The sequence below is a fragment of the Marinococcus halophilus genome, from assembly GCF_002265875.1.
Lineage (GTDB): Bacteria > Bacillota > Bacilli > Bacillales > Marinococcaceae > Marinococcus > Marinococcus halophilus.
The window spans coordinates 130,955-154,164 of sequence record NZ_NPFA01000001.1; the positions used below are offsets into that span (position 1 = coordinate 130,955).

20 protein-coding genes are annotated in these 23,210 nt (G+C 49.8%); 5 read left to right on the forward strand and 15 right to left on the reverse strand.

All coding sequences use genetic code 11. From position 1 onward, the window contains the following. Positions 1-280: 280 nt before the first annotated feature. The 4 genes from CHL76_RS00730 to CHL76_RS00745 all read right to left on the reverse strand — a co-directional run bounded on the left by CHL76_RS00730 (position 281) and on the right by CHL76_RS00745 (position 5,781). The gene (locus tag CHL76_RS00730) at positions 281-799 is read right to left on the reverse strand and encodes a GrpB family protein (RefSeq protein ID WP_158219018.1); all 519 of its coding nucleotides are present in this window, start codon (positions 797-799) and stop codon (positions 281-283) included. A gap of 89 nt (positions 800-888) precedes the next feature. Then, entirely contained in the window at positions 889-2,367 is a 1,479-nt protein-coding gene (locus CHL76_RS00735) for an aldehyde dehydrogenase family protein (RefSeq protein WP_094907546.1), read from the reverse strand. Between the two features lie 116 nt (positions 2,368-2,483). Then, positions 2,484-4,709: an ATP-dependent helicase gene (locus CHL76_RS00740; protein WP_094907547.1), complete on the reverse strand. Its 2,226-nt coding sequence runs from the start codon at positions 4,707-4,709 to the stop codon at positions 2,484-2,486. Between the two features lie 76 nt (positions 4,710-4,785). Further along, positions 4,786-5,781, reverse strand: coding sequence for a zinc-dependent alcohol dehydrogenase family protein (locus CHL76_RS00745; RefSeq protein WP_094907548.1), 996 nt, complete (start codon positions 5,779-5,781; stop codon positions 4,786-4,788). A 147-nt stretch (positions 5,782-5,928) separates the two neighbouring features. Here CHL76_RS00745 and CHL76_RS00750 point away from each other — a divergent pair, with 147 nt between their 5' ends. The 4 genes from CHL76_RS00750 to CHL76_RS00765 are packed head-to-tail and all read left to right on the forward strand — an operon-like array spanning position 5,929 to position 9,551. Then, the gene (locus CHL76_RS00750) at positions 5,929-6,399 is read left to right on the forward strand and encodes a hypothetical protein (protein ID WP_094907549.1); all 471 of its coding nucleotides are present in this window, start codon (positions 5,929-5,931) and stop codon (positions 6,397-6,399) included. Positions 6,400-6,437: 38 nt separating this feature from the next. Continuing rightward, positions 6,438-6,974: a biotin transporter BioY gene (locus CHL76_RS00755; protein WP_094907550.1), complete on the forward strand. Its 537-nt coding sequence runs from the start codon at positions 6,438-6,440 to the stop codon at positions 6,972-6,974. A 19-nt stretch (positions 6,975-6,993) separates the two neighbouring features. Continuing rightward, a complete protein-coding gene (locus CHL76_RS00760) occupies positions 6,994-8,403 on the forward strand; it encodes an AMP-binding protein (protein WP_094907551.1) in 1,410 nt (469 codons plus the stop codon). Positions 8,404-8,405: 2 nt separating this feature from the next. Then, complete coding sequence (locus CHL76_RS00765; RefSeq protein ID WP_079474900.1) at positions 8,406-9,551, forward strand: thiolase family protein; 1,146 nt, start codon at positions 8,406-8,408, stop codon at positions 9,549-9,551. Positions 9,552-9,595: 44 nt separating this feature from the next. Here the strand turns inward: CHL76_RS00765 and CHL76_RS00770 are convergent, their stop codons facing one another. The 8 genes from CHL76_RS00770 to CHL76_RS00805 all read right to left on the reverse strand — a co-directional run bounded on the left by CHL76_RS00770 (position 9,596) and on the right by CHL76_RS00805 (position 19,371). Beyond that, positions 9,596-10,762: a mandelate racemase/muconate lactonizing enzyme family protein gene (locus CHL76_RS00770; RefSeq protein ID WP_094907552.1), complete on the reverse strand. Its 1,167-nt coding sequence runs from the start codon at positions 10,760-10,762 to the stop codon at positions 9,596-9,598. A 12-nt stretch (positions 10,763-10,774) separates the two neighbouring features. Continuing rightward, a complete protein-coding gene (locus CHL76_RS00775) occupies positions 10,775-12,481 on the reverse strand; it encodes an SLC13 family permease (RefSeq protein ID WP_094907553.1) in 1,707 nt (568 codons plus the stop codon). A 134-nt stretch (positions 12,482-12,615) separates the two neighbouring features. Continuing rightward, positions 12,616-13,326, reverse strand: coding sequence for a response regulator (locus CHL76_RS00780; RefSeq protein WP_079474897.1), 711 nt, complete (start codon positions 13,324-13,326; stop codon positions 12,616-12,618). Between the two features lies 1 nt (position 13,327). Continuing rightward, on the reverse strand, positions 13,328-14,902 hold the full coding sequence (gene dcuS, locus CHL76_RS00785; RefSeq protein ID WP_233133177.1) for a DcuS/MalK family sensor histidine kinase: 1,575 nt from the start codon (positions 14,900-14,902) through the stop codon (positions 13,328-13,330). A gap of 126 nt (positions 14,903-15,028) precedes the next feature. Next, complete coding sequence (gene nei / locus CHL76_RS00790; RefSeq protein WP_094907555.1) at positions 15,029-15,850, reverse strand: endonuclease VIII; 822 nt, start codon at positions 15,848-15,850, stop codon at positions 15,029-15,031. Positions 15,851-15,864: 14 nt separating this feature from the next. After that, positions 15,865-17,142, reverse strand: a complete 1,278-nt coding sequence (locus CHL76_RS00795; protein WP_094907556.1) for a PrsW family glutamic-type intramembrane protease — start codon at positions 17,140-17,142, stop codon at positions 15,865-15,867. A gap of 148 nt (positions 17,143-17,290) precedes the next feature. Continuing rightward, positions 17,291-17,887 (reverse strand): transglutaminase-like domain-containing protein, encoded by a 597-nt coding sequence (locus tag CHL76_RS00800; protein ID WP_094907557.1) that lies wholly within the window; start codon positions 17,885-17,887, stop codon positions 17,291-17,293. Between the two features lie 89 nt (positions 17,888-17,976). Then, positions 17,977-19,371, reverse strand: coding sequence for an NCS1 family transporter (locus CHL76_RS00805; protein WP_094907558.1), 1,395 nt, complete (start codon positions 19,369-19,371; stop codon positions 17,977-17,979). A 332-nt stretch (positions 19,372-19,703) separates the two neighbouring features. On the opposite strand from CHL76_RS00805, the gene CHL76_RS00810 reads away from it, so the two are divergent. After that, a complete protein-coding gene (locus CHL76_RS00810; protein ID WP_094907559.1) occupies positions 19,704-20,279 on the forward strand; it encodes a non-oxidative hydroxyarylic acid decarboxylases subunit B in 576 nt (191 codons plus the stop codon). A 63-nt stretch (positions 20,280-20,342) separates the two neighbouring features. Here CHL76_RS00810 and CHL76_RS00815 read toward each other — a convergent pair whose 3' ends face one another. The 3 genes from CHL76_RS00815 to CHL76_RS00825 form a co-directional block, all read right to left on the reverse strand. Beyond that, on the reverse strand, positions 20,343-21,137 hold the full coding sequence (locus CHL76_RS00815; RefSeq protein WP_094907560.1) for a PhzF family phenazine biosynthesis protein: 795 nt from the start codon (positions 21,135-21,137) through the stop codon (positions 20,343-20,345). 95 nt (positions 21,138-21,232) lie between these two features. Then, a complete protein-coding gene (locus tag CHL76_RS00820; protein WP_079474888.1) occupies positions 21,233-22,726 on the reverse strand; it encodes a tripartite tricarboxylate transporter permease in 1,494 nt (497 codons plus the stop codon). An 18-nt stretch (positions 22,727-22,744) separates the two neighbouring features. Then, a complete protein-coding gene (locus CHL76_RS00825) occupies positions 22,745-23,203 on the reverse strand; it encodes a tripartite tricarboxylate transporter TctB family protein (protein ID WP_079474887.1) in 459 nt (152 codons plus the stop codon). Between the last annotated feature and the right edge of the window lie 7 nt (positions 23,204-23,210).

The window sequence follows — 23,210 nt, forward strand, 5'->3', positions numbered from 1 at the left end:
GTTTTCCAGCCGGCTGTGGATAATTTTCGAACGCATACCAATAGATGTCCACAAGCCGGTTCTTCCATTTAGTAAATTATTTATGAGCAATACCTTCAATCGAAGCAGGTGCTTCGATTTTTTATGTTTATCTTTCGTAAGTCCCCGTTTATGCTGCTGAAATAAGATGATAATTTTTAGGCGGTACCGAACCCTGTGGATGAATCTGCTCCTGACCTCTTTACTTTCTGATTTAAGCTGAAAACCATCCCCATTGTGTATATGTCTGTGGACGGTTTCGTCAGTTTTCTTCTTCTGCCCGTTTCCAGCAGAGAGCCTCTTGTTCGAGCTTCTGCACAACGATTTGCTTTTCATTCATATATTCTGACGGACTGTGCGGATACTGGGCAGCCGCCTGTTTTTTAATGCATTCATATTCCTTCGCCTTTGTCGGGAAAGAACGTAAATAATCCCGGAGGGCTAGGTGACGCCCACTCCCATCGCTTTTCTTTTCAAACACGTGCACGTGAAATCGGCGAACTTGTTTCCCTTTATAATAAAAAGCCCTCCCCGCGATACCGTGCTCTCCTTTTCCCGTATATCCGAGTCCTTCAAGACGATCCATAATCCACCACGAAAGATCAGAGGTTTCAATTAAAATATCGATAATCGGTTTTGCCGCAAGTCCCGGCACACTTGTGCTCCCTATATGAAAAATATTATTTTCTGCTTCACCGGTTTCGAGCTCCAACAGCTTTTGCTCATGGAGAAAATAGTCCCGCCACTCGCTTTTCCACGGGACGATTTGTATCGTTCGCATTGGATCACTCCTTAAAAAATCTTTGCTCTGTATAAACAATAGCATAAAAAAACTGCCCTGGATTCCTCCAGGACAGCTGCTTGTTCTTACTATTCGGGAATGTATGGCAGGTCCTTTGTTTTCGGTACGTTGATGACATGCGGCGTCACGTAGCCGAGAAGACCTTCCTTTCCGTATTCGCGGCCGATACCGGATTGCTTGAATCCGCCAAATGGATAGCGGACATCGAGCCCCTGCACAGCGGCGGTATTGATCATCGTTGTGCCTGCTTCAATGCGGGCTGCCACTTCGATGGCATGGTCTTCTTCTCCCCATACCGAGCTTGTGAGGCCGTAAATGCTGTCGTTCGCCATTTCCACCGCTTCCTCCACCGTGTCATATGGCACAATAGGCACTGTCGGCCCGAACTGTTCTTCTTTCACAATGTCGTCCTGCTGGTCAGCGCCGAGCACCAGGGTTGGCTGCAGAAAGTAGCCCTGTTCAAACAGTTCGTTATCCACAACATGGCCTAACGGAATGACATCGGCGCCCTTTTCAGCCGCTTTATCCACAAGGTTTTTCACAAAATCCAGCTGCTGTTTGTTGTTGAGCGGCCCGGTCGTGACCTGCTCATCAAACGGACTGCCAATTTTCACCCATTTATTGGCTGCCTCCTGATACTTTTCCACGAACTCCTTGTACAGGGAGCGTGGCACATAAATACGTTTGGTAATCATGCAGATTTGGCCGGCGGTCAGGAAATTGGAGATGACCATGCGGCGCATTGCGCGTTCATCGTTTACGTCAAAGTCCGGCAGCACTACAGCGGCGTCATTGCCGCCAAGCTCGAGTGTCATATCCTTGATCGTATCCGCCGCTGATTTCATAATTTTCTTCGCTGTTTCCGTGCCACCGGTAAAAGCTATTTTATCCACATGTTTATTGGAAGTAAGCTCTACGCCGACTTCCGCTTCGCCGTGCACGAGGTTTAGCACCCCGTCCGGAAATTCTTTGGCAATCAATTCAACCACCAGGCTGACCGCATGCGGCGCAAATGGACTCGGCTTTGAAATAACCGTATTTCCAGTTAGAATCGCTGGAGCTATTTTGATCGTAGACAGGGCGATCGGGTAGTTCCACGGGCTGATCGCCGACACAACGCCAAGCGGTTCCTGGCGGACAATTGTCTTGCCGCCTTCGCCTTCATCCACCTGGTCAGCTATCGTTTCTTTGACCGTCTGGCAGGCATACTCCATCCACATGATTGAAACCGCCATTTCCCCGTGGGCGTCATAAACTGGCTTGCCGTGTTCCTCCGCTAATACCTCAGCGAGCTCCGGCGTACGGTCTTTTAGCATTTGAATTACGCGCTCCATCCGCTCGATGCGCTCTTCCACCGGCACTTCCTTCCACGCAGGAAAAGCAGCACGGGCTGCTTCAATGGCTTCTGCCGCCTGTTCTACTGTTGTTTTCGGCACGTAGGCCACGATTTTTTGCGGATCGGCCGGATTCTCTCTTTCCATATATTCGTCGGCGTCCACTCGTTTTCCGTTAATCCATGCATATAATGTCACTGATTCGTCTGCCATTCCCAGTTCCCCCTTAAAAACAATTTTACCTGTCACTTCATCGTAGCCTGCATGCCCTGATTATTCAACTATTTAATGCAGGCCGGCGACAACTGTCGCAAAGGCAGTTCCAACTACTATTTTTTTATAATTTGCTTGGTACCGGGCACCATTTTCCCTTTGCACATCGGGCATTCCTTTTCGTTTTCATTAGAGGCTTCGGACAGACGTATCCATGCCGGGCACATCGCTTCTTCACAGACAAGCGCATCAATTGTTTCCGTTTCCTGCTTTTCTCCGGTATGTGTTTCCCCCGGAAAGGCTTCGAGCAGAAAGCGTGACACTTCGACTTCCTTGCCACGGTAGAAGGCCGGTGAGCTGATGCACAGCTTCTGCTTCGCCCGCGTAATCGCTACATAGGCGAGACGGCGCTCTTCCTCAAGGGCCTGTGTCTGTTTGTTTTCCGCCTTTTCGCCATATAAAAGATCCTTCATCCGGTCAGCCTTTAACGCAGAATCGTGCGGCATGATCGTTTCTGACGCGCCGATAACATATACGACCGGAAACTCCATGCCTTTGGCCCGGTGAATTGTCATCAGCGACACATGGTTCGCGTCGGGGTCCTTCTCCCTCTCTTTCATTTCGCGGAACGTCCGTAGCATGTCGTCGACAAAATATACAAACGACGACACGCTCTCAAACCGCTTGGCTGAGGACTCCAGCTCGTCGAGCGTTTCTTTTAACGTTTCCTTTTTCATGCTCACCTGCTGCTCATCCGCCTCCAGGTAGCCGTCGTAAAACTGGCGGCGCATTTGCCGGATCGCCGTTTCCGGGCGTTTTTCCTTCAGTTTCTGGATCATGCTCTGCCGCTCCTCCACCTTTTTACGCTGAAACGGGCGGATGCCTGGCATCTCTGTTAAATGAAGAAGCGGTTCGCTGCGGGGAGAAAATATCTCCTGCTCTTTAATGTGGCGCATGCCGCGTTCCCGGGAAATAAATAACGTCGGCACGACCTCGGGCATCGCCTCTATCAGCGTCGGATTCAGGCTCAGCCGCAGATAGTCCATCATAGCTTTCACCGGCCACTGCTCATAAAACATCTGGTTGCCGAGGGAATGGTGCACAAACGGAACATCCTGGGCTGTCAGCTGCTCAAAAATCGCACGGCTGACACTGATTGTCCGGTGCAGCACGGCCATATCGCGCCATTCGCATTCTCCCTCTGCCACCGCCCGCTTCATGTCCGCCACCACCTGCTCCGCCTCCTCATCAGTGGAAGCCGCCCGGAAATAAAACGGAGACGACGCTTCCGCATTCATGACCTGGAGGGTTTTGGTTTTCCGCTGTTTATTGTGGCGCACTACTTCGTTCCCAAGACCGGCAATTGCCTTATGGGAGCGGTAGTTGACGTCGAGCACAATGGTCTGTGCTTCCGGGTATTTCTGGTCAAACTCCAGAATAAATTCGTGCCGGGCCCCGTTAAACGAATAAATCGTCTGGTCATCGTCCCCCACTACGAACAAATTGCGGTGCTTTTCCACGATCATCTGCACGAGTTGGTACTGAAGATAGTTGGTGTCCTGGAATTCGTCGACCATCACGTACTCAAACCGGTCCTGCAGCTGCTGCAAAAAAGCCGGGTCCTCGTCCATCATCGTTTTGGCCTTCATTAAAATATCATCAAAATCAATATAATTGCGCTCGAGCTTCCAGTCTTCATACGCCTGGCAGATGCGCTTTAACTGCTTTTGGCTTGTTTCTTTTTCAGGAAGATCCGCGACGGCGGTATCGTTCATTTTGTGATAGGACAGAAAGGATAAGACCGCTTCAGGCTGATAGACATCCTCAAGGCCCATGTCCTTCATCAAAAGCTTGACGGCCAGCTGCTTTTTCCGCTCGCTTGAAACAATTTCCTGTCGAATGCCGTGACGCCTGAGCAGAAGCAGGAAAAAGGCATGAAACGTACGCACCTGCAGATTGCTGGCTGTTTCACCGACACCCGGCAGGTTCATCACTCTCGTTTTCATTTCTTCCGCTGCTTTTTTGGTGAATGTAATCAGCAGAACGGATTCTGCCGGCACCTGCTTGACGGCCATTAAATAGCCGGCCCGGCAGACAAGCACCGACGTCTTTCCCGAGCCCGCACCTGCAAGCGCGAGCAGCGGCCCGTTTCCGAAACGCACAGCTTCGATCTGGGCTTCATTCAAAAAAATACCGTCCGCTTCAAGCGAACGAAAATAAAAGGCGTCAGTTTCCTGGTCTGATACGAGTTCTTTGCTTGTCCTGGCTTTTGCGATTGCTGCATATGGTACTTCTTCCCCGCTTACGCCGAAGGGAGTTGAATAAAAAGAAAATTCCCGCATAAGTTTCTCACCGTTTCTGTTGGATTGAGTATGTTTATTATAAATCGGGACAGCCGCTCTTGTATAGAGCAGGCAGTCACGGCCTGCTGAATATTATTTTTCCGCTGTTCTTTCCATTTTCATAAAATTGCAGTGCCTCTCTGGCTTGTCCGAGCGGATAGGTGTGCTGCACCGGTGGAAGCAGAAGCCTCCCGCTTTCCATCATATGAAACAGAGTCTGAAATACCTGCTGAAAACGTTCACCGGAAACTGCCGCATTCCAGTGCCTCAAATGAAACATCTTCCCTTTCACGCCCAGCGTCTCCGTTGTATACTCCCAGTCAAGCGGCCGGCCCGAGAGCAGCCCCAGCGCCAGTAATGTTTTCCCAGGTTTAACGCTCCGGGCAAGGGCTGTACCAGAGGCCCCTCCCACCATATCAACGGCCGCATCCGCTTTTTCTCCCTGCAAGACGCTCTCCAACTGGAGCGCTTCTTCTCCTTCCTTAGCCGCTATAATTTTATGGGCCCCAAGCTGCATCAGCTCGTTTATTACCGCTCTGCGGCGCACAAGTCCCACCACTCGAATATTCATACCTGCAGCCAGCTGAATCAATAGCCGTCTCATTACAGAATTAGCCGCATTGATAACAAGCATTCCACCGGAAGGAATCTTCAGCTTTTCGGTTAAAAGCACGTACGCCGTTACCGGATTAATATACATCTGGGCAGCCGTTTCATCAGAAAGGCTGTCCGGCACCGGCACGGCCAAGGCTGCCGGCGCATGGACCACCGTCTGCCATGTACCTTCTCCCCGCAGCGGCAGTACCCGTTGCCCCAGCACCCGCCGGCTCACTCCTTTTCCCACCCGTTCGACGACACCGACTCCTTCATAGCCCGGCACCAGCGGAAGCGTCACCCGGTGGGCATACCGCCCGTAAATGGGGATAAGATCCGAGGGGTTCACTGGAGACAACTGCATCCGTACCTCCACTTCATCCGTCTTTAATTCCTTTTTCTCTTCAAGCCTTATACCCAACTGTTCGGAAGGATTCCCGAAAGCTTCCACGTATGCTTTCATGCTGATTGGAGTCATTTTTTCCCTCCTTTCACGTAATTGCCGTGGCACCTGCGAGGTGCTACTCTTTGCATAACCTGTATTTCCAATTATAAAAATACTGTCACTAATTTTTTGAAAGCGTTCTTTTTAAAGGAGGGGCCACTTATAAGAAAAAATGTGAAGATGCAGACTAAAATCATGTCTCTCGTTGTCGGGCTGGTCGCTTTTATTACAATAAGCTCCTTCGGCGTATTTGCTTATTTAGAATATAATGATATCGAAGAAGAGCTTGAAGATAAAGCCTTAAGTACAGCCACCTACATAGCAAGCTCACCGGTTGTCCAGGGGGCATACGCCTCCGAGGACCCAAGCTCGGTGCTTCAGCCAGGCCATGACTATCGCCAACGACGACTTAACGGTCTTTTTCACCCGGCCGATTTCCCTCGGCATGATGATTGTCGCTCTTCTTTCCTTTCTTGTGCCAATCATTCGCCAGAAAAAAACAACTTCAGCATGAAAAAACCCGGAGCCCCCGGGTTTTTTTGTGTCATTTTTGCATTTTATCCATTATTTACTCCTTGTGGCAGTTTTTCATGTTTACCGCAGGGGTTCATTTCGTTAACCATTTTGAAAATTAAGTTGACAAATGGCTGATTTCTTTCTATCCTTAGAAATCAGTGAGGTGAACATAAATGCGTATACAAAAAATTATTTATACGGCTTTATTTGCAGCAATTATCGCAGCTTTAGGCATCGTTCCGCCGATTCCGCTGCCGTTCAGCCCAGTGCCGATTACCCTGCAGACTCTCGGCGTTATGCTGGCCGGCTCTCTGCTCGGCGCGAGATACGGCGGTCTCAGCATACTCTTGTTTGTGGTGCTCGTGATGATAGGCCTTCCCCTGCTCGCAGGCGGGCGTGGCGGGGCCGGTATATTATTTGGCCCAGGCGGAGGCTACATTTTGAGCTGGCCGCTCGGGGCGTTTATCATTGGCTGGATTGCCCATTCCTTTAAGAAACCGTCATTTCCAAAGTATCTGTCTGCTAATATTATTGGAGGGATTTTCGTCATTTATGCCGGAGGCGTTACCTATTTATCGTTTTTAATAAACATTCCGTGGACCACTGCCGCTATCCAGGCCCTGGCTTTTCTGCCGGGAGATATTTTTAAAGCAGTGGTTGCCAGTTTTGTTGCGGTCAGGCTGAACAAGCAGCACAAAATCAGGCTGTAACGCCTAAAGGAGAGCTTCTATGATCGGCCAGTCCATTGCCCGCTATGCTGCTTATGTGCCTGCCCAAACGGCGGTCGAATATTCGGATTATTCGATCAGCTGGCGGGAGCTGCATGAAACCATTATTCACCGGCAGGAGCAGCTCTGCGCAGCTGCCGGTACGCTTTTTCAAAAACAAGTTGCTTTTGCGCTTCAGGACCCTCTCGAGCAGCTGTATATGTTTTTTGCGATCGTGTCTGGGGGCGGCATCGCTGTCCCAGTGGATGAAATGCTGAACAGCAACGCCACAGCTGTCCTTCTTTCCTCTTCCAGGCCCAGCCTTTTCGTCGCAGATAGTGAAGCGCCCGGGTCGCCGGTCCCTTCCCTGACGCTTGAAGAAGTTACTCGCGCTGAAGGGCAGCCGTCTGCTCCCGCTGCGCTTTTCGGAGAAACGGATTTGTTTTATGGCGCGTGCACTTCAGGCTCTTCCGGCAGGCCGAAAATATGCCTGCGAAGCCATCGTTCCTGGCTGAAAAGCTTTGAAGCAGAAAAGCAGCTTTTCCCGTTTCGGGATCACGAACGTGTCCTGATTACCGGAAAATTGTCCCACTCTCTTTTTTTATACGGAACCGTCCGCATGCTCGAGTACGGCCACACCGTTGTTCTTCCTGTCCGGCACTCGCCCCGGGGGATTTCCCGGATGGTTGAGGAGAAACAGGTCACAGTACTATACGCTGTGCCTACGATGCTCCGCTGGCTGCTCAGTCACTCATTTTCTCCTTCTCCCTCAGTCAGGCTGATTATTACAGGCGGAGAGAAATGGTTTCCCGCTGACAATCCGAAAGCGTTTCTCCGTTTTCCTTCGGCCGCCCTGTATGAATTTTACGGCAGTGCAGAAACTAGTTTTATCAGCGCCTTAAACCACCGCGAGGAACAAGCCTCCTCTTCCTGTACCGGCCGTCTGTTTCCTATGGTCGAAGCCTCATCCTGCCCGTCTTCTGGGGAGCTGGTAGTGAAAAGCCCATTTTTATTCAGCGGCTATGCCGGAGAAGCCTCCTTTCACTCCCCCCGCGCAGTAGCCACCGGAGACATTGGCTCCGTCGATGAAGAAGGCTTTCTTTATATTACTGGCCGCCAGAGCGAAAAAATTGTCAGCCGGGGACGCAATGTTTATGCCGAGGAAATCGAGCAGGTGCTCACAAGTCATCCAAAGGTGAAGCAGGCAGTCGTTTTTGGTGTACACGACCCTTTCCAGGGAGAAAAAATCGCTGCTCTTTATACAGGCAGTCCTGCTGTAAGTGAATTGCTCGCATACTGCCGGCAGCGGCTGCCCGCTTATAAGATACCCGCATGCCTGCAGGCGGAAGGCCTGCCTATGCTTGCGAGCGGAAAAACAAACCGGCTGGAAGCAAAGAAATATTATAAAGCTTTATCTAAAGGAGAACGGTAATCATGGCCGAGCCTGTCTATATTATCGATGCCAAACGGACACCTGTACATCACATACAGGGTGCGTTTTCAAAGCTGGAGCCTGAACAGCTGACGGCGCCGCTATATGCACATTTTCAAAACCAGTTCGGGATAAATAAACACGTACCGGCAGATGAAGTTTTCATGGGAAACGCCGTCGGGCCCGGGGGTAATCTCGCCCGTCTCAGCCTTCTTGAAGCCGGCTATGACACTTCTGTTCCCGGGGTAACCGTTGATCGCCAGTGCGGCTCCGGGCTTGAAGCAGTACACCAGGGCTTCCGGCACCTGCAGGCCGGTGCGGCAGATACGGTCCTTGCCGGCGGGGTGGAAAGCGCAAGCCGGGCCCCGAAACGCTCCTTTTTCGCTTCAGATGCCTACCCGGTTTCCTCCACGCAGGAACGAGCCCGCTTTTCCCCAAAGTTTATCGGAGATCCTGATATGGGAGAAGCTGCGGAAACGACAGCGGAAGCTTACGGCATATCCCGAGCAGATCAGGATGCCTTTGCCGAACGCAGCTATAGGCTGGCATGGGAGGAGGCAGCAAAGCCGGACATTTCCCGGGAAATCATTCCGGTAAGCACCATTCAAGCAGATGCTTCGCTTCGTGTTCCAGATAAAATGAATAAACTCATCCGCCGTGCGCCCGCTGTTTTCCGGGAAAGCGGTACGGTTACCGCCGCCAATTCCTCCCGTATCAGTGACGGAGCAGCGCTCACGCTGATGGCAACCCGGTCGTCCTGCCGGCAGTACGGACTGAAGCCCGTGCTCGAACTCATCGATGCCGTGGCGGCCGGTGTTGACCCAAACATGCCGGGCATCGGCCCGGTGCCTGCTGTAGAGCGGCTGCTTAAGCAAAACCGGATGTCTGTAGAAGACATTTCTGTATGGGAATGCAACGAAGCATTTGCCTCCCAGGTTCTCGCTTCCGCTTTGCAGCTTGGCCTTCCGCCGGAGCGGCTGAATATAGCCGGCGGCGCCATCGCCCAGGGGCATCCATACGGTGCTTCGGGAGCAATTCTCGTTACACGCCTGCTCCGGCTGATGCAGAACAGCGGCCTCCCGTTCGGCGTAGCTATGATTGGCATAGGCGGCGGGCTCGGGCTCGCCAGCCTGTACCGGCTTATATAAGGGAAAAAGCCTGCAATCATCTTTGAATGATTGCAGGCTTTCTTTTACTGCAGCACAGAACGCAGCAGCGTATAAAGGTTATTTTTCGCTTCAAAGCCGACGCCGGGCACCTCAGGCAGCTGCACATAGCCATTTTCCACCGGATAGTCATCGGCAAAGCCGCCAAATGGTTCAAAAACACCAGGATAGGATTCATTACCGCCAAGTCCCAGGCCGGCTGCAATATTAAGTGACATTTGATGGCCGCCATGAGGGATACATCTTCTCGATGACCAGCCATTCGCTTCCAGCATATCGAGCGTGCGCATATATTCCACCAGGCCGTAGCTGAGAGCACAGTCAAACTGCAGATAGTCGCGGTCTGGCCGCATACCGCCGTAGCTGATCAGATTCCGGGCGTCCTGCATGGAAAACAGGTTCTCTCCCGTGGCCATCGGATGAGAATAGTAGCGGCCCAACGTGTTTTGCAGAGCGTAATCGAGCGGGTCTCCCGCTTCTTCGTACCAGAACAGACCGTATGGCTCGAGCGCTTTAGCATAGGCAATGGCTTCATCCAAATCGAAGCGTCCGTTTGCGTCTACTGCAAGCTTTCCTGCATCGCCGGTGACATCAATCACAGCTTCGATGCGCCGGATATCCTCTTCAAGTGGCACGCCGCCTATTTTCATTTTCACCACCGAATAGCCGGCTTCCAAATACGTACGCATCTCCTGCTGCAGTGCCTCGTTTCCTTTGCCAGGCTGATAGTAGCCGCCGGCCGCATACACGAATACACTACTGTCTGCTTTTCCTCTTCTATACCGTTCGGCAAGCAGCTGATGCAGCGGCTTTTCTTCAATTTTAGCTACCGCATCCCAAATGGCCATATCGATGACGCCGACAGCCACCGAGCGTTCCCCGTGGCCGCCGGGCTTTTCACCGGTCATTAATACGTTCCAAATTTTAAAGGGATCCAGGTTGGCCCCGTCGTCGTCTGTAATCTCCTGTTCAGAGGCTTCAAGCAGGCGCGGGATAAACCGCTCGCGTAAAAGCCCGCTCGGCGCGTACCGGCCGTTGGAGTTAAACCCGTAGCCTACGACCGATTTGCCGTTTTTTATGACATCGGTTTTGACCGCTACGACGGAAACATTCATTTTACTGAAATCAATAAACGCATTACGGATATCCGATTTGATCGGCACCGCCCGCTCTTCTACTTGAGTAATTTTCATGACGGGGCCTCCTTAGTTATTGAGAAAAGCTTCCGGTACAGTGGTTAAGTCTATGCCCCAAAGCGTCGGCAGAACCAGATAAACTAATGTCGTAATCAGTATTATCGCAAATATATTCAGGAAGAAACCGTTTTTCACCATGTCGATGATTCGTATTTTTCCGCTCCCGAAGATGATGGCGTTTGGCGGCGTACCAACCGGCAGCATAAACGCACAGTTCGCAGCCATCGCACATGGCACCATCAGCGCAAACGGATGCACTTGAATGGCAATCGCAAGGGAAGCCACCAGTGGAATAATCATCGTGCCTGTTGCTGTGTTGGACGTAATTTCTGTTAAGAACAATACGAGCGTGGCAGATACAAGGATAACGAGAATAATATTTACGCCTTCAAGAATAGTTAAGCTGTTACCAATCCATTCGGCAAGATCCGTGTTACTAAAGCCGGCAGCAATTGCCAGCCCACCGCCGAACAGGAGAAGAATGCCCCATGGAATCTCTCTGGAATCTTTCCAGACAAGCACCCGCGGGTCTTCTTGTTCTTTTGTGGCAGGCACCAAAAACAAAAGCACCGTAGCGATCATGGCAATACCGCCATCACTGAGGCCGGCGACTCCGACTACTTCCTGCCAGAAGAATGAACGTGTAATCCACATTACCGCGGCAAATACGAACACGGCCATAACAATTTTTTCTTCGTACTTCATTGCTCCAAGCTTTGTTCTTTCAGCCTGAATCATATCGCGGCCGCCCGGAATATTCGAAAAGCCGATATTGTAAACAAAACGCGTCAGATAGAACCACACCATCAGTAAGAAGACGGCTACGATCGGCGCGCCGAACATAATCCACTGTGCAAAGGAAATCTGCTGGCCAAACAGCTCTTCTGACTGCGCAGCCAGAATACTGAGCGGCGGCGTTCCAATCAGTGTACCGAGCCCGCCGACCGTTCCAGCGTAACCAACACCGAAAATAAGCGCTTTTTCGAATTTTTTCACTTCTTTTTCGGAATCCTGTTCTCCTTTAAGAGCTTCCGACACCTGATACGTGATTGCAAGCGCAATTGGAAGCATCATCATCGTGGAGGCTGTGTTGGACACCCACATGGACAAGAAGCCTGTAGCCACCATAAAGCCCAGAATAATCCGGTTGGTGCTTGTACCGATAACCGCGATGATAAACAGCGCGATTCTCTTATGTAGATTCCATTTTTCCATTGCGTAAGCAATGAAGAAACCACCTAAGAATAAAAAGATAATATCATTACCGTAGGAAGAAACAACCGTATCCCCATCAAGTGCCCCGGTGATCGGCAGCAGAACAATCGGCAATAATGAAGTTGCCGGGATCGGAATTGCTTCTGTAATCCACCAGGTGGCAATCCAGAGCGTGGTGGCAAGAACTGCTTTTCCTTCATAACTCAGCCCGGAAGGATCTAAAAATAACATGGTAATCAGAAATAATAATGGCCCTAAAATAAGTCCTACGAGCTGTGGACGTTTGTAAGAAGGGCCGTGCCCTCCGCTGTCTCCCCCGTCATTTCCTCCTCCATCATCACCGCCGCGGCTGGTATTGCGGCCTGCAGTAGAAGGATCCTGTATTTCTTCTTCCTTATGACGTGTTGGTGACCGGTCCGTCTGAAACACATTCAGCAGTTTTTTTGTCTGCCGATGGGAGTTCCATAATGATTTCCACCCGGACGCAACCGTATTCTTCATCCTTCTCACCTCTATTTTCAGATTATTGAAAGCGCTTGCTGACTAATATAATAAAGTTTTGATTCTTTGTATACATTTTGTAAGTAAGCACATACTTTTGTAAACAAAATAATCAAAACTAACAGCCTTTTCTCTTACTTTTCCATCCAGTCCTTAAGTATTTCCACCTGCTCCGGTGGCATCGTATATTGTTGGAGCGGTCTGCCGCTTCCCGCATAATTCATTGTTATTTTAAGCACCCCTTCGCCTTCTAAAAAGGCGAGATACTTTCGCACAGAAACTCTTGAAATACCTGTGCTTTCTGCAAGTCCCTGTGTAGTGAAGGTGCTGTCGGCATACTTTAGAATCTCTTCGCCGACATTCCGGAAGGTTTCCGTCGTCAGTCCTTTAGGCAGTTCGTGCTCCTCCCGGGTCCCCTTGTTGGCTAAAAACAACTGATCGACGTCGTCCTGGCCCCATTCCTTTTTTGCCCCGGAGGCCTTCTGCCATTCCTTTACATTTAACAATGCTTCCCGAAAACGTTCAAAATGAAACGGCTTGATTAAGTAATCCGTACAGCCAAGTCTTTTGGCTCGCTGGAGCGACGACGTGTCGTTGGCGGATGTAATTGCAATGACATCCACCGGGATCCGTTCTTTTCGCAGTTCCTCCAAAAGATCAAGGCCGTTTTCTTTACTTAAATATACGTCCAAAAGCACAATATCAATCGCTTCTGCCTGAAGCATCTCTTTTGCTTTCGTCAGGTTTTCCGCATGGCCGGCTACGTCAAACCCGGGAACACGCTCGACATACATGCGGTTAAATTTAGCTACCATTGGATCGTCTTCAACCATTAATACTTTCATTTCAGTTCTCCTTCTTCATGGGTATCTGTACGTCAAAGGCTGTGCCCTCGCCTGGCTGGGAATTAATAAACACTTCTGCTTTCAAAGTATCGAGCGAACGCTTTGTATTGTACATCCCAAAGCCGCGGCCTTCCCCTTTCGTCGAATATCCCCGTTCAAATAGTTCTGCCTGCGTCTTCTCGTCCATCCCCCGTCCATTATCCTCGATCTGAAAGCCAAGATAGCTGTTCTCCTCGTAAATATGCATAAATAAATGAGGGGACGGAGTGTGGTTCATGGCATCGCGGGCGTTATCGATCAGGTTGCCGATAATGGTGATCATATGGTCGGTCCATTCAGGATCAGCCATCGCCGGCCACATTCCGCTTCCCGAGAGTTCCACTTCAATGCCGTTTTCCTGCAGGTTGGAAATTTTATTCATTAAATATCCTGCAAGCACCGGATCTTTTACGTATGCAGTTACCCACCCGACCTCCTGGCGATAGTTGCTCGAAATACTCATGACATAGTCGTCGAGCTCTTCATACGATTCTGTCTGGATCATTGCTGATATCACGTGGAGCTTATTCATAAATTCATGGGACTGGGCCCGCAGCGTTTCTGCATACGTGCGGGCGCCGGAAAGCTGTTCGACGAGGCGCGTCAGTTCGTCTTTGTTTCGGAAGGTAGCCACCGCCCCAAGCAGCGTCGTATCGGAAACCACCGGCATACAGCTAACAATAATTTCTACCTCATCCAGCTGCTGGATCTGGTCAAGCTCCCGCTCTTTCGTCTGCAGCACTTTTTTTAGAAGAGAATCAGAAAAGAAATACGATATGTCTTTTCCCATCGGATCCTCATCAGCACCGGCTTCTGCAAACAGTTCCCTGGCCGCCTCATTGGCCAGAATTACCTTGCCGCTGCTGTCCACAGCAAGCACACCTTCCCGCACGGAAGACATAATCGCCTCCCGCTGCTCAAGCACCTGCGATATTTCCAGCGGCTCGAGCCCATGCATGGTTTTTTTAATACGGCGGGCTAGCCAGAAGGCGCCAAGGACACCAGCTGCCAGTCCAATACCACTCCCGAGCACCAGCGTTTTCTGGTCTGCCCAGATGTCCTCCTGGATGCTGTCAGTCAGAATGCCCACTGAGGTAACACCTATCTGCTCTCCCCCAGCCGTTACCGGCACAAAAGCCCGCATGGAAACACCGAGCGTTCCTTCAGCCGTGGATACATACGTCCGGCCATTCAACGCCTCTGTCTCGTCTCCCCCGGCGAATTTCTTTCCGATCCGGTCCTCGCGTGGATGCGTATACCGTACGCTGTTCATGTCCATCACAACAATGTATTCCATATTCGTCGCCTGCTGAACTTCCCTGGTATATTCCTGCAGGCTTGCTCCCTGCTCACCGGCACGTAGGGCTTCGGCTGCTTCCGGCGAGCGGCTGACCGCCTGGGCAATATTTAATGCCTTCTCTGCCTGCTGATCCCGGACATCGTCAGCCGTGTCCACAGCAACAATGATACCGGTTATACAAAGCGCAATCAGCATAACTGCAGAAATCAACAAGGTAATCCAAGTTACGAGCTTCAACGGTTTTTTTCTCTTGTCCCCCACCATATCCCCCATCACTGCTGCAAATACTTATGTCTGGTAACATGTTTTATTATGCAGGGAGCTGACGGTTTTTTCAAACGAAGCTAGAAGCCGGTTTGGCCTTTATTTTCGCTGGCAGGTCGGGCAATAGTAACAGCGCCTCGAGCCAGCAGTAAAGCGGATGATTTCTGAGCCGTCCACCCGGCATGGCTGGCCGCCGCGGTTAAAGACCCAGTGCCGGTACTCGCTGTATGTTTTCCCTTCGGCCTTTGCCCCTTCAACAACTGTCTCATCGGTCGTTACTCCTTTGTATTTATAGGAGCGGTTCATTAATAAAAGAAGTGCTTCTGCCACCTGGCGGACCTGTCCCTCACTTAAATCCGCCGGCCGCTGCTCTGGATAAATGCCGGCAGCAAACAGTATTTCACTGCGCAGGTAATTACCAATGCCGCCGATAAAGTGCTGATCGAGTAAAAGCGACGTGAAGCGCCGGTTTCGAAACTTTTTATCCAGGCTGCGTGCTGCAATCATATCCACCGTTACCTGCTCGCTGAGCGGATCCGGGCCGACCCGGGAGACGAACGGATGATCTTCAATTTCTTCTGTCGGCATGATTTCCACATCCGAAGCGCTGTATAACAGAGCGGACTGCTTCTCATTATGCAGGGCCAGCCGGAGCTTGCGGTTTGTTTTCGGGTAGGTGTAGCTGTTTTTAACATACCATCGTCCGTACAGCTGATTGTGGGAATAAATGGTATAGCCGCTGCTCAAATGAATGAGCATCGCCTTTCCTTTTGTGGCCACTTTATTTACTTTTGACCCAGACAGCAGGTTTTCATAGGCTTTCAACCGGTCAAACGTCGTATACATTTCGATAACCGACCCCTTCTGCAGGGCTTTTTCCACTTTATCGGCTTCCCGCCGTATCTCTGGTCCTTCGGGCATATCGCTCTTCTCTCCTATTCTTTTTTATCTTTACGTCCCATGCGCGACATCGTCTGGCCGCGGGACTGTGATTCGGCTTCCGGCTCCCCGCCGCCCGCCAGTTCCGGCTTCAAGCCACTCGTGTGCAGACCTGCAATCTGGCGGAGGCCCGCCTGGATCATCGTTAAAATCAAATACCAGGCCACTGCGATCAAAACCAGCTGTACCAGTCGGCTGTCCGGAAAGAAAGCGAGCGGCATGTCCCATACTGCATGAAGAAGCACCGGTATAATAAAGATTTTTAAAAACTGTCTGTCCGTCACATGCTCTCTCCGGAGCGGGGCATCCCGCTTCACGAGCAGCAAAGCTGCGCCGATAATAGCTCCCCACACCACATGCCCGCCAATCGACAGCCATCCGCGTTCAAAAATGACGTCAATCATTACGCCGGTTCCGTACTGCAGGCCGAAATTAAGCGCATAGCCGGCGGATTCAAAGGCAGCGAAGCCAGCTCCGACAGCTGCACCGATCAGCAAGCCATTCAGAATATATATTACCTGTGTTTTTTTTATTAGATACGCGATAATAATCAGTTTCCCTATCTCTTCCACAACGCCAATAACGATGGCGCTGAAGAACCCAATTTCACCGATGGGAATAAACGAATACAAAATCAGCGTGACGAAGATTGACGCTACCCCGCCGACGAAAAACATCTGCAGCACGCGAAGCATGCTGATGTTTCTCGGGGCATTCAGTTCATAAAAAAATACAACGAGCGCAAACGGGGCAGCGAATGAACCAATCGCGACCATGCCCGGAATCGTCAAAACATTGCCGAAAAACAGCGTACATGCATAAAGAATCAGGTATGTTATCACTAGCACCAGGAATACACGCGAAAACAGCCATGGTTTTGGCCACGAAAGCGGAATTTCCTGCTCATTCGGTGTCGTCAGAGATGTGCCGGAAATAAATACCAGCTCTGCTTCGTCCCTCGTGTGCCGTTTAAAAACGCTGGAAAACAGGTTTTTTAAATGAAAATCAGCCGCCCCTTCTTCCCCCACGTATTGATTAATCCGGGTTGAAGCCCGGATGAAAGCACTTCTCGCCTGGTCGCCCGGGTGATCTTCATCTTCTATAAGCGCTTCGACGAGTATAGTACGGCTGAGCGGAAGCCAACGGCCGCCGGTAGCTTCTGACCACACAAGCGTTTTAGCCCCAATCTGTCTTTCATCAATTAACGCCCGCATCTGCGCACTCGACAGCGGGCCATGCTCTTTTTCTTCCTGTCTGTAGTACCAGTAATCCATAGACTCCCCTCCTGCTTTTCCTTCTCCAGCTACTTTCATTTTACCCGAATGATAGCAATCATAAGCCCTGTCTATCACAAACCAGGTATCGCAGCCCACCACTAGATTAAAAAAAGCCAGCCTGTTTTTTTACAGCGCCAGCTTATCTCTACACCATTTTATTAGGTAGCGACTCCGGAAGCGCATACCTGTACATATATACCGGGTCCTCATGACGATCCAGTACGTCCAGCAGCCCTGACGGCGGGTCCGCGTAAATTCCCGGATAGTCAATTTCTCCTTTCTCGTCGTTCACTTCAAAAGCCAGCTGTTCTTTAGCGGTGAAAAATTGAGCATTGATGCCCGCCTTGTTACCTCTTGCATCCAGCCGTACCCATTTGTCCCAGCCCACAAGCCAGACCGCATTTAATGCATGAATGCAATATCCGTCTTCGGGTTTTTCAAAAAGCATCAACCGCTGATAGCAAAAACCACATGGGATTCCTTCCGGCCGTAGAAGGGCTGCCAGAAGATGAGATTTTGCCCAACAGATCCCTTCCTGATGCTCCAGAACTTCAGAAGCTCTCCGGGTCACTGTTTTCCCCCGAATATCCCAGGAGTGCCCAATGCTATCCCGAACGAATGTAAAAGCCGCTTTCACCTTCTCTTCTTCATTCATCTTCGGCAAGAACAGTTTTTCTCTGGTCTGTTGAGCTATTTCTGATTCATAATCGATATCGTGCGTTTCCCGCAAAAAAATTTTCATTAGACCGCCTCTCTCTTTTTTGTATAATTATACTTTATTTGTTATTAAAATACAAAAAGAACAGGCATTTGCCTGCTCTTCTCTATACTTTATAAATCTTTTGTCCACTGTGGCACCGGCTTTTCGTTTATCGCTTCTTCTTCGGTGAAGCTCTGCTTCATGCCTTCCTGCACATATGGCTCATGCCTAGCTATCCAGTATTTCATCAGGACAGTATAAAGCAGCAGCGCCGGCAGCCCGCCGATAAACCAGGAGCCGTCAATATTAATAAAGGAAACGGCGGTACCAACACCGATGGAAATAATTGCAGCCGGATTCCATCCTTTAAACGCCTGGAAAAGTTTATTCTTCTCGTAAAGCGCCGCCACATTGTAATTCCTTTTATGCACGAAAAAGAAGTCTGCAATCATCACACCGAACACCGGTCCCAAAAATGCGGAAACGATCGCAATAAACGTGGTGAAATAAGCAGCATTCATCAGCCACCACGGGCATGTAAAGGTAGCTAATATACCGATAATGATGCATGACTTTGCCCATGAAATTTTGAATAGGTCCATGGCCACAAGCGCGGGTGGCATAATGTTGGCCATCAAATTCGTCGTCACCTGGGCAATCGCAATGAAGACCAATACGATAATGCTTGCAGCAGTAGAAGGGATGTACTCAGAAATGACATCAATCGGGTTCCAGATGCCAACCGCTGCCGCTCCGAGCATACCGATAAACGGAAGCAGAATACTCGGCGGCACCATACCAATAATATGGGCATTAATATAGGTAGATGTCTTCGTTCTTTTTGGCACATACCTCGTATAATCCGACACATTGATTAAAAGCGCCGCAAATTGGCCAACCAGCACAGTCATCGCAAGCCAGAGCGGAATGCCCCAGGATCCGTCCACGTTTGCGGCTGCCTGCACCTCGAACCCAAACGTCGTTAAAAACAGAAAAATTAAGTAGATGATACCTCCCATAATAATCACAGAGCCAACGATCTCCACCCATTTAATGGATTCAATCCCTTTAGCCGAAAGAAAAATCTGCAGGGCCTGAAAGCCGAAAAACCATACCCATACATTTTCAAATCCTATAAAGCTCGAGGCAATTTGATTTAACGCCTGCGCCCCAAGCCAAGTCTGTATACCGAACCAGAACAAAGCCGGAATGCTCCGTAAAAGCGCAGGAATTCTTGAGCCTATCGGTCCGAAGGACGAACGAAGCTGAACAACCATCGGAATACCGTGCTTCCAGCCTACATATCCATTTAATGAAAATAGCAGAGCAGCCATAATATTTGCGAGAAGCAGCGCCGCTCCCGCCTGGTAAAGGTTGAGATCACCAAAGGGCGGGATCAGGCTCGACCCGAGCATAAACGTTCCGATCATGATTGTATCGCCCCACCACATTGCAACATATGCTTTTGGACCGAGAATTCTTTCCTTTTCATTGGTAATTGGCCGCAAATCCTGTCGTGCCTGCATTGTTTTCCCTCCTAATTAAAAACGAACATTTATTATTTGTTTCATTAGTTCATTCGTTAAATGATTAATTATATTGTATCGGAGGGAAACATTCTGAATCATTGTTCATTATCACACAAATTTATTATTTTCTCTGTGCATCATCGCTAAAAATAGATTATTTATATCATTTAATATGTATATTTTCTTACACTACCAAAATAAAAATGCAATTGCAGGAATCCTAAATATCTCTCCCGCCACCCTCTTTCATGCGTGTTTGCTCTAACTCATGATACAATCAAACGAGCGAACTAGGCCTTCCACCGGCCTGCATGAAGGAGGTTCTTTTTTTGAAATTAATTATCGGCATGACCGGTGCTACGGGCGCCATTTTCGGCATCCGGCTGCTCGAAATACTAAAATCCACCGACATTGAAACCCATCTAATTTTATCTTCCTGGGCCAAGGCCACTATTCCACTTGAAACAGCGTACACGTCAGCCCAGGTGGAAGAGCTGGCGGACGTTTCGTATTCCTCGAAGGACCAGGCAGCCCGTATATCCAGCGGCTCTTTCCGTACGGAAGGCATGATCATCGCGCCGTGCAGCATGAAAACGACCGCCTCCATCCGTCACGGACTCGCGGATAACCTTATTGCCCGCGCTGCCGATGTCGTTTTAAAAGAGCGAAAGCAGCTGCTTCTAATGACGAGAGAAACACCGCTTAATACTATTCACCTTGAGAATATGCTGGCCCTTTCCAGGCTTGGGGTGACCATTGCCCCGCCGATGCCTGCTTTTTACAATCATCCAGCAGACATTGACGAGCTTGTCGACCATATTGCCTACCGTACGCTCGATCAATTTGGCATTCATATGGACGAAGCTGAACGATGGGAAGGCATGTCTTCTTCGAAACACAAATAGAAGCGGACGCCCGGTCAACAGGCGCCCGCTTCTTCTTCTGAATTCGTTTCTCTTTGGACATTATCAGACCAGCCACTCCCCTTTCATCACAGTCACAGCCCGGCCCCCTATGTGGCAGCGACTGCGGTGCATTTCCACCTTTACCACGCCCTCCCGTGTACTCGCCTGTCTGGCAGTAAAGTGCTGCTTCGCCATCCGCTTCGCCCAGTAAGGCCCCAGGGCGCAGTGCGCCGAACCCGTGACAGGATCTTCATCCACGCCAATTGCCGGAAAGAAACAACGTGACACAAAATCGATGCCTTCCTCTTCCGATAAAGAAGTAACTATGCATCCGCGCGTGGTATGCTGCGCCAATGCTTTCATGTCCGGCACGAGGCTTCGAAGCGTCTGCTCGGAATCCACCTCTACGATAACATCCATGCGGTTTTGCTCCACCGAAGGCGCTTCCACCCCAAGGGCCTCGAGCAGTCCTTCCTGTAAAGGCGCAGGTTCGGGAGGCTCTGATGGAAAGTCGAGCCAGATCGTTTTTTCCTTTTTAAACGCCGTCAGCGGCCCGCTTGCACTATGGAAAGTAACGGTTTCAGCGTCCGGCACTTTCATCTCTTCCCACAGCACATGCGCCGAAGCCAGTGTCGCATGGCCGCATAAATCTACTTCCGCGGATGGGGTAAACCAGCGTATTTCATATTCCTGCTCTCTCTTTTTCATCAAAAAGGCTGTCTCAGACAAATTCATTTCTGCGGCTGTCTGCTGCATCCATGCCGCGGATTTCTGATCTGGTTCTTCCAACAGGCAAACGCCTGCCGGATTTCCATAAAAAGCCTCACTCGTAAAAGCGTCCACTGTGTATATCTTCATATTTTTTCTCCTTGTCTCTGTTATTCTGCCTGCATTGTAGCACAGCCTAATAAAAGAGGCACTGAACTCGCCAGAGTCCGTGCCTGTCCAATAAATTATGCCTGCTTTGCTTTTTTGTTTTTTACTGCGCTAAGGATGAAAGGTACGCTGATCGATAAAATAATCATAATAATCAGCACAACACTAATCGGCGAAGAAAAAAATACAGAAGCACTGCCGTCGGAGACAATTAAACTTTTGCGGAAATTCTGTTCCATATCGTGTCCGACAATCAATGCCAGAATTAAAGGAGCGATTGGAAAGCGAAGTAGTTTAAACGCCAGTCCGAGCACGCCGAAGGCCAGCAGGATGTAAAAATCGATCGTGCTGTAGCTGAGTGTATAGGCACCAATAAAGCCAAGCATTAATATTAATGGATATAAAATGTTAGACGGTGTATCAAGCACTTTAATTAAAAGTCCTACTAATAAAATGTTAATGACGACTAAAAACAAGTTTCCGATAAACATACTGTTGATCAGCGTCCAAATAGTGGTCGGCTCACTTTCAAACAGCAGCGGCCCCGGTTGAATGCCAAGCATCACTAGAGCCCCCAGCAATACCGCTGTTGTGCCGGAGCCGGGGATACCCATACTCAGCAGTGGAATCAAGGCCCCGACAGAAGCACTGTTGTTCGCTGATTCCGGCGCAGCTACTCCTTCCGCTGTTCCTTGGCCAAACCGTTCCGGGGTCCGGGACAGCTGACGCTCCGTAGTATAGCCGAGCATCGAGGCAATAGAGCCTCCGGCGCCAGGCAGCACCCCAACTATAAAGCCTAGCGGCGCGCTGCGGAAAATAGGCAGCTTCGATGCGTTCCATTGCTCTCTTGTAAACCATAAGCTTTCGACTTTGTTTTTCTTTTCCGGCGGACGGTTTATCGCGATAAAATTATACAATACTTCTCCCACCGCATAGATTCCGATGATAACGATCAAAAAATCAATGCCTTCTGCCAATTGCGGCAGCCCCATCGTAAACCGGTAAACACTGCTTTGGGCATCCACACCGATCGTACTCAGCACCAGTCCGAACAGCATGGAAATAAACCCTTTCAGCATATCTCCACGGGACAAAGACACAATCGCTGAAAGTGTGAAAAGCATTAGTAAAAAGTATTCTGCCGGGCCAAAGCGTATGGCAAAATCAGCCAGAGGCCCTGCCAGGAACGTAAAGCCTATGACCGCTACAGTGCCTCCAACCAGGGAGGCTATCGTAGCTATGGCTAACGCCTGTCCAGCCTGGCCTTTTTTTGCCATCGGATAGCCGTCAAATGAAGCAGCAATTGCCGATGCGTCGCCGGGCGTGTTCAACAGAATGGAGCTTCTCGATCCCCCGTACATTGCTCCGTAATAAATGGCTATTAATAAAATCATGGCGCTGATTGGCTCCATGCCAAACGTCACCGGTATCAGGACAGCTACCCCTGTGGCAGGCCCCAATCCGGGGAGCATCCCTACAATCGTGCCAAGAAGCCCTCCTAAAAAAACAAAAAGTAAGTTAAGGGGGGTTATTGCATTCATTAAGCCATCTATAAAATATCCATAATCCATATTTATTCCCCCTAGTTGTTATGGCAGGCTGATATTCAGCAATTCAGCAAAAATGTACCAGGACATAAACGTGAAAATAATTGTCGTTAATACGTTGATCAGCCACTTGGATTTGCCGTTAATAATGAACATCAGTACACCCAAATACAGTAACGTAGCGATGATGTAACCAACAAAATCGAATATAAGCGCATACACTACTCCAAATATAAGTGTCCCGCCAATAATATACGGAGTCCGTCCTTTAGCGACTGCCCTGATGTCTTCATCCTCTTTATGCTCCTCATGGCGTTCCCGGTAGGAGCGGATGAAATAAAAAACACTCAATAGAAGAAGCAATGCAGATGCACCCATCGGAAAATAATGTGGTCCGAAAGCATTTCCCAGGCTGGCCTGGGGTAAATTAAATGTTGCGATGATAAATCCTACCGCCGTTAGTATAAATACTGCCGGCAGCGATAATTTAACCACTGTCATAGGAAGC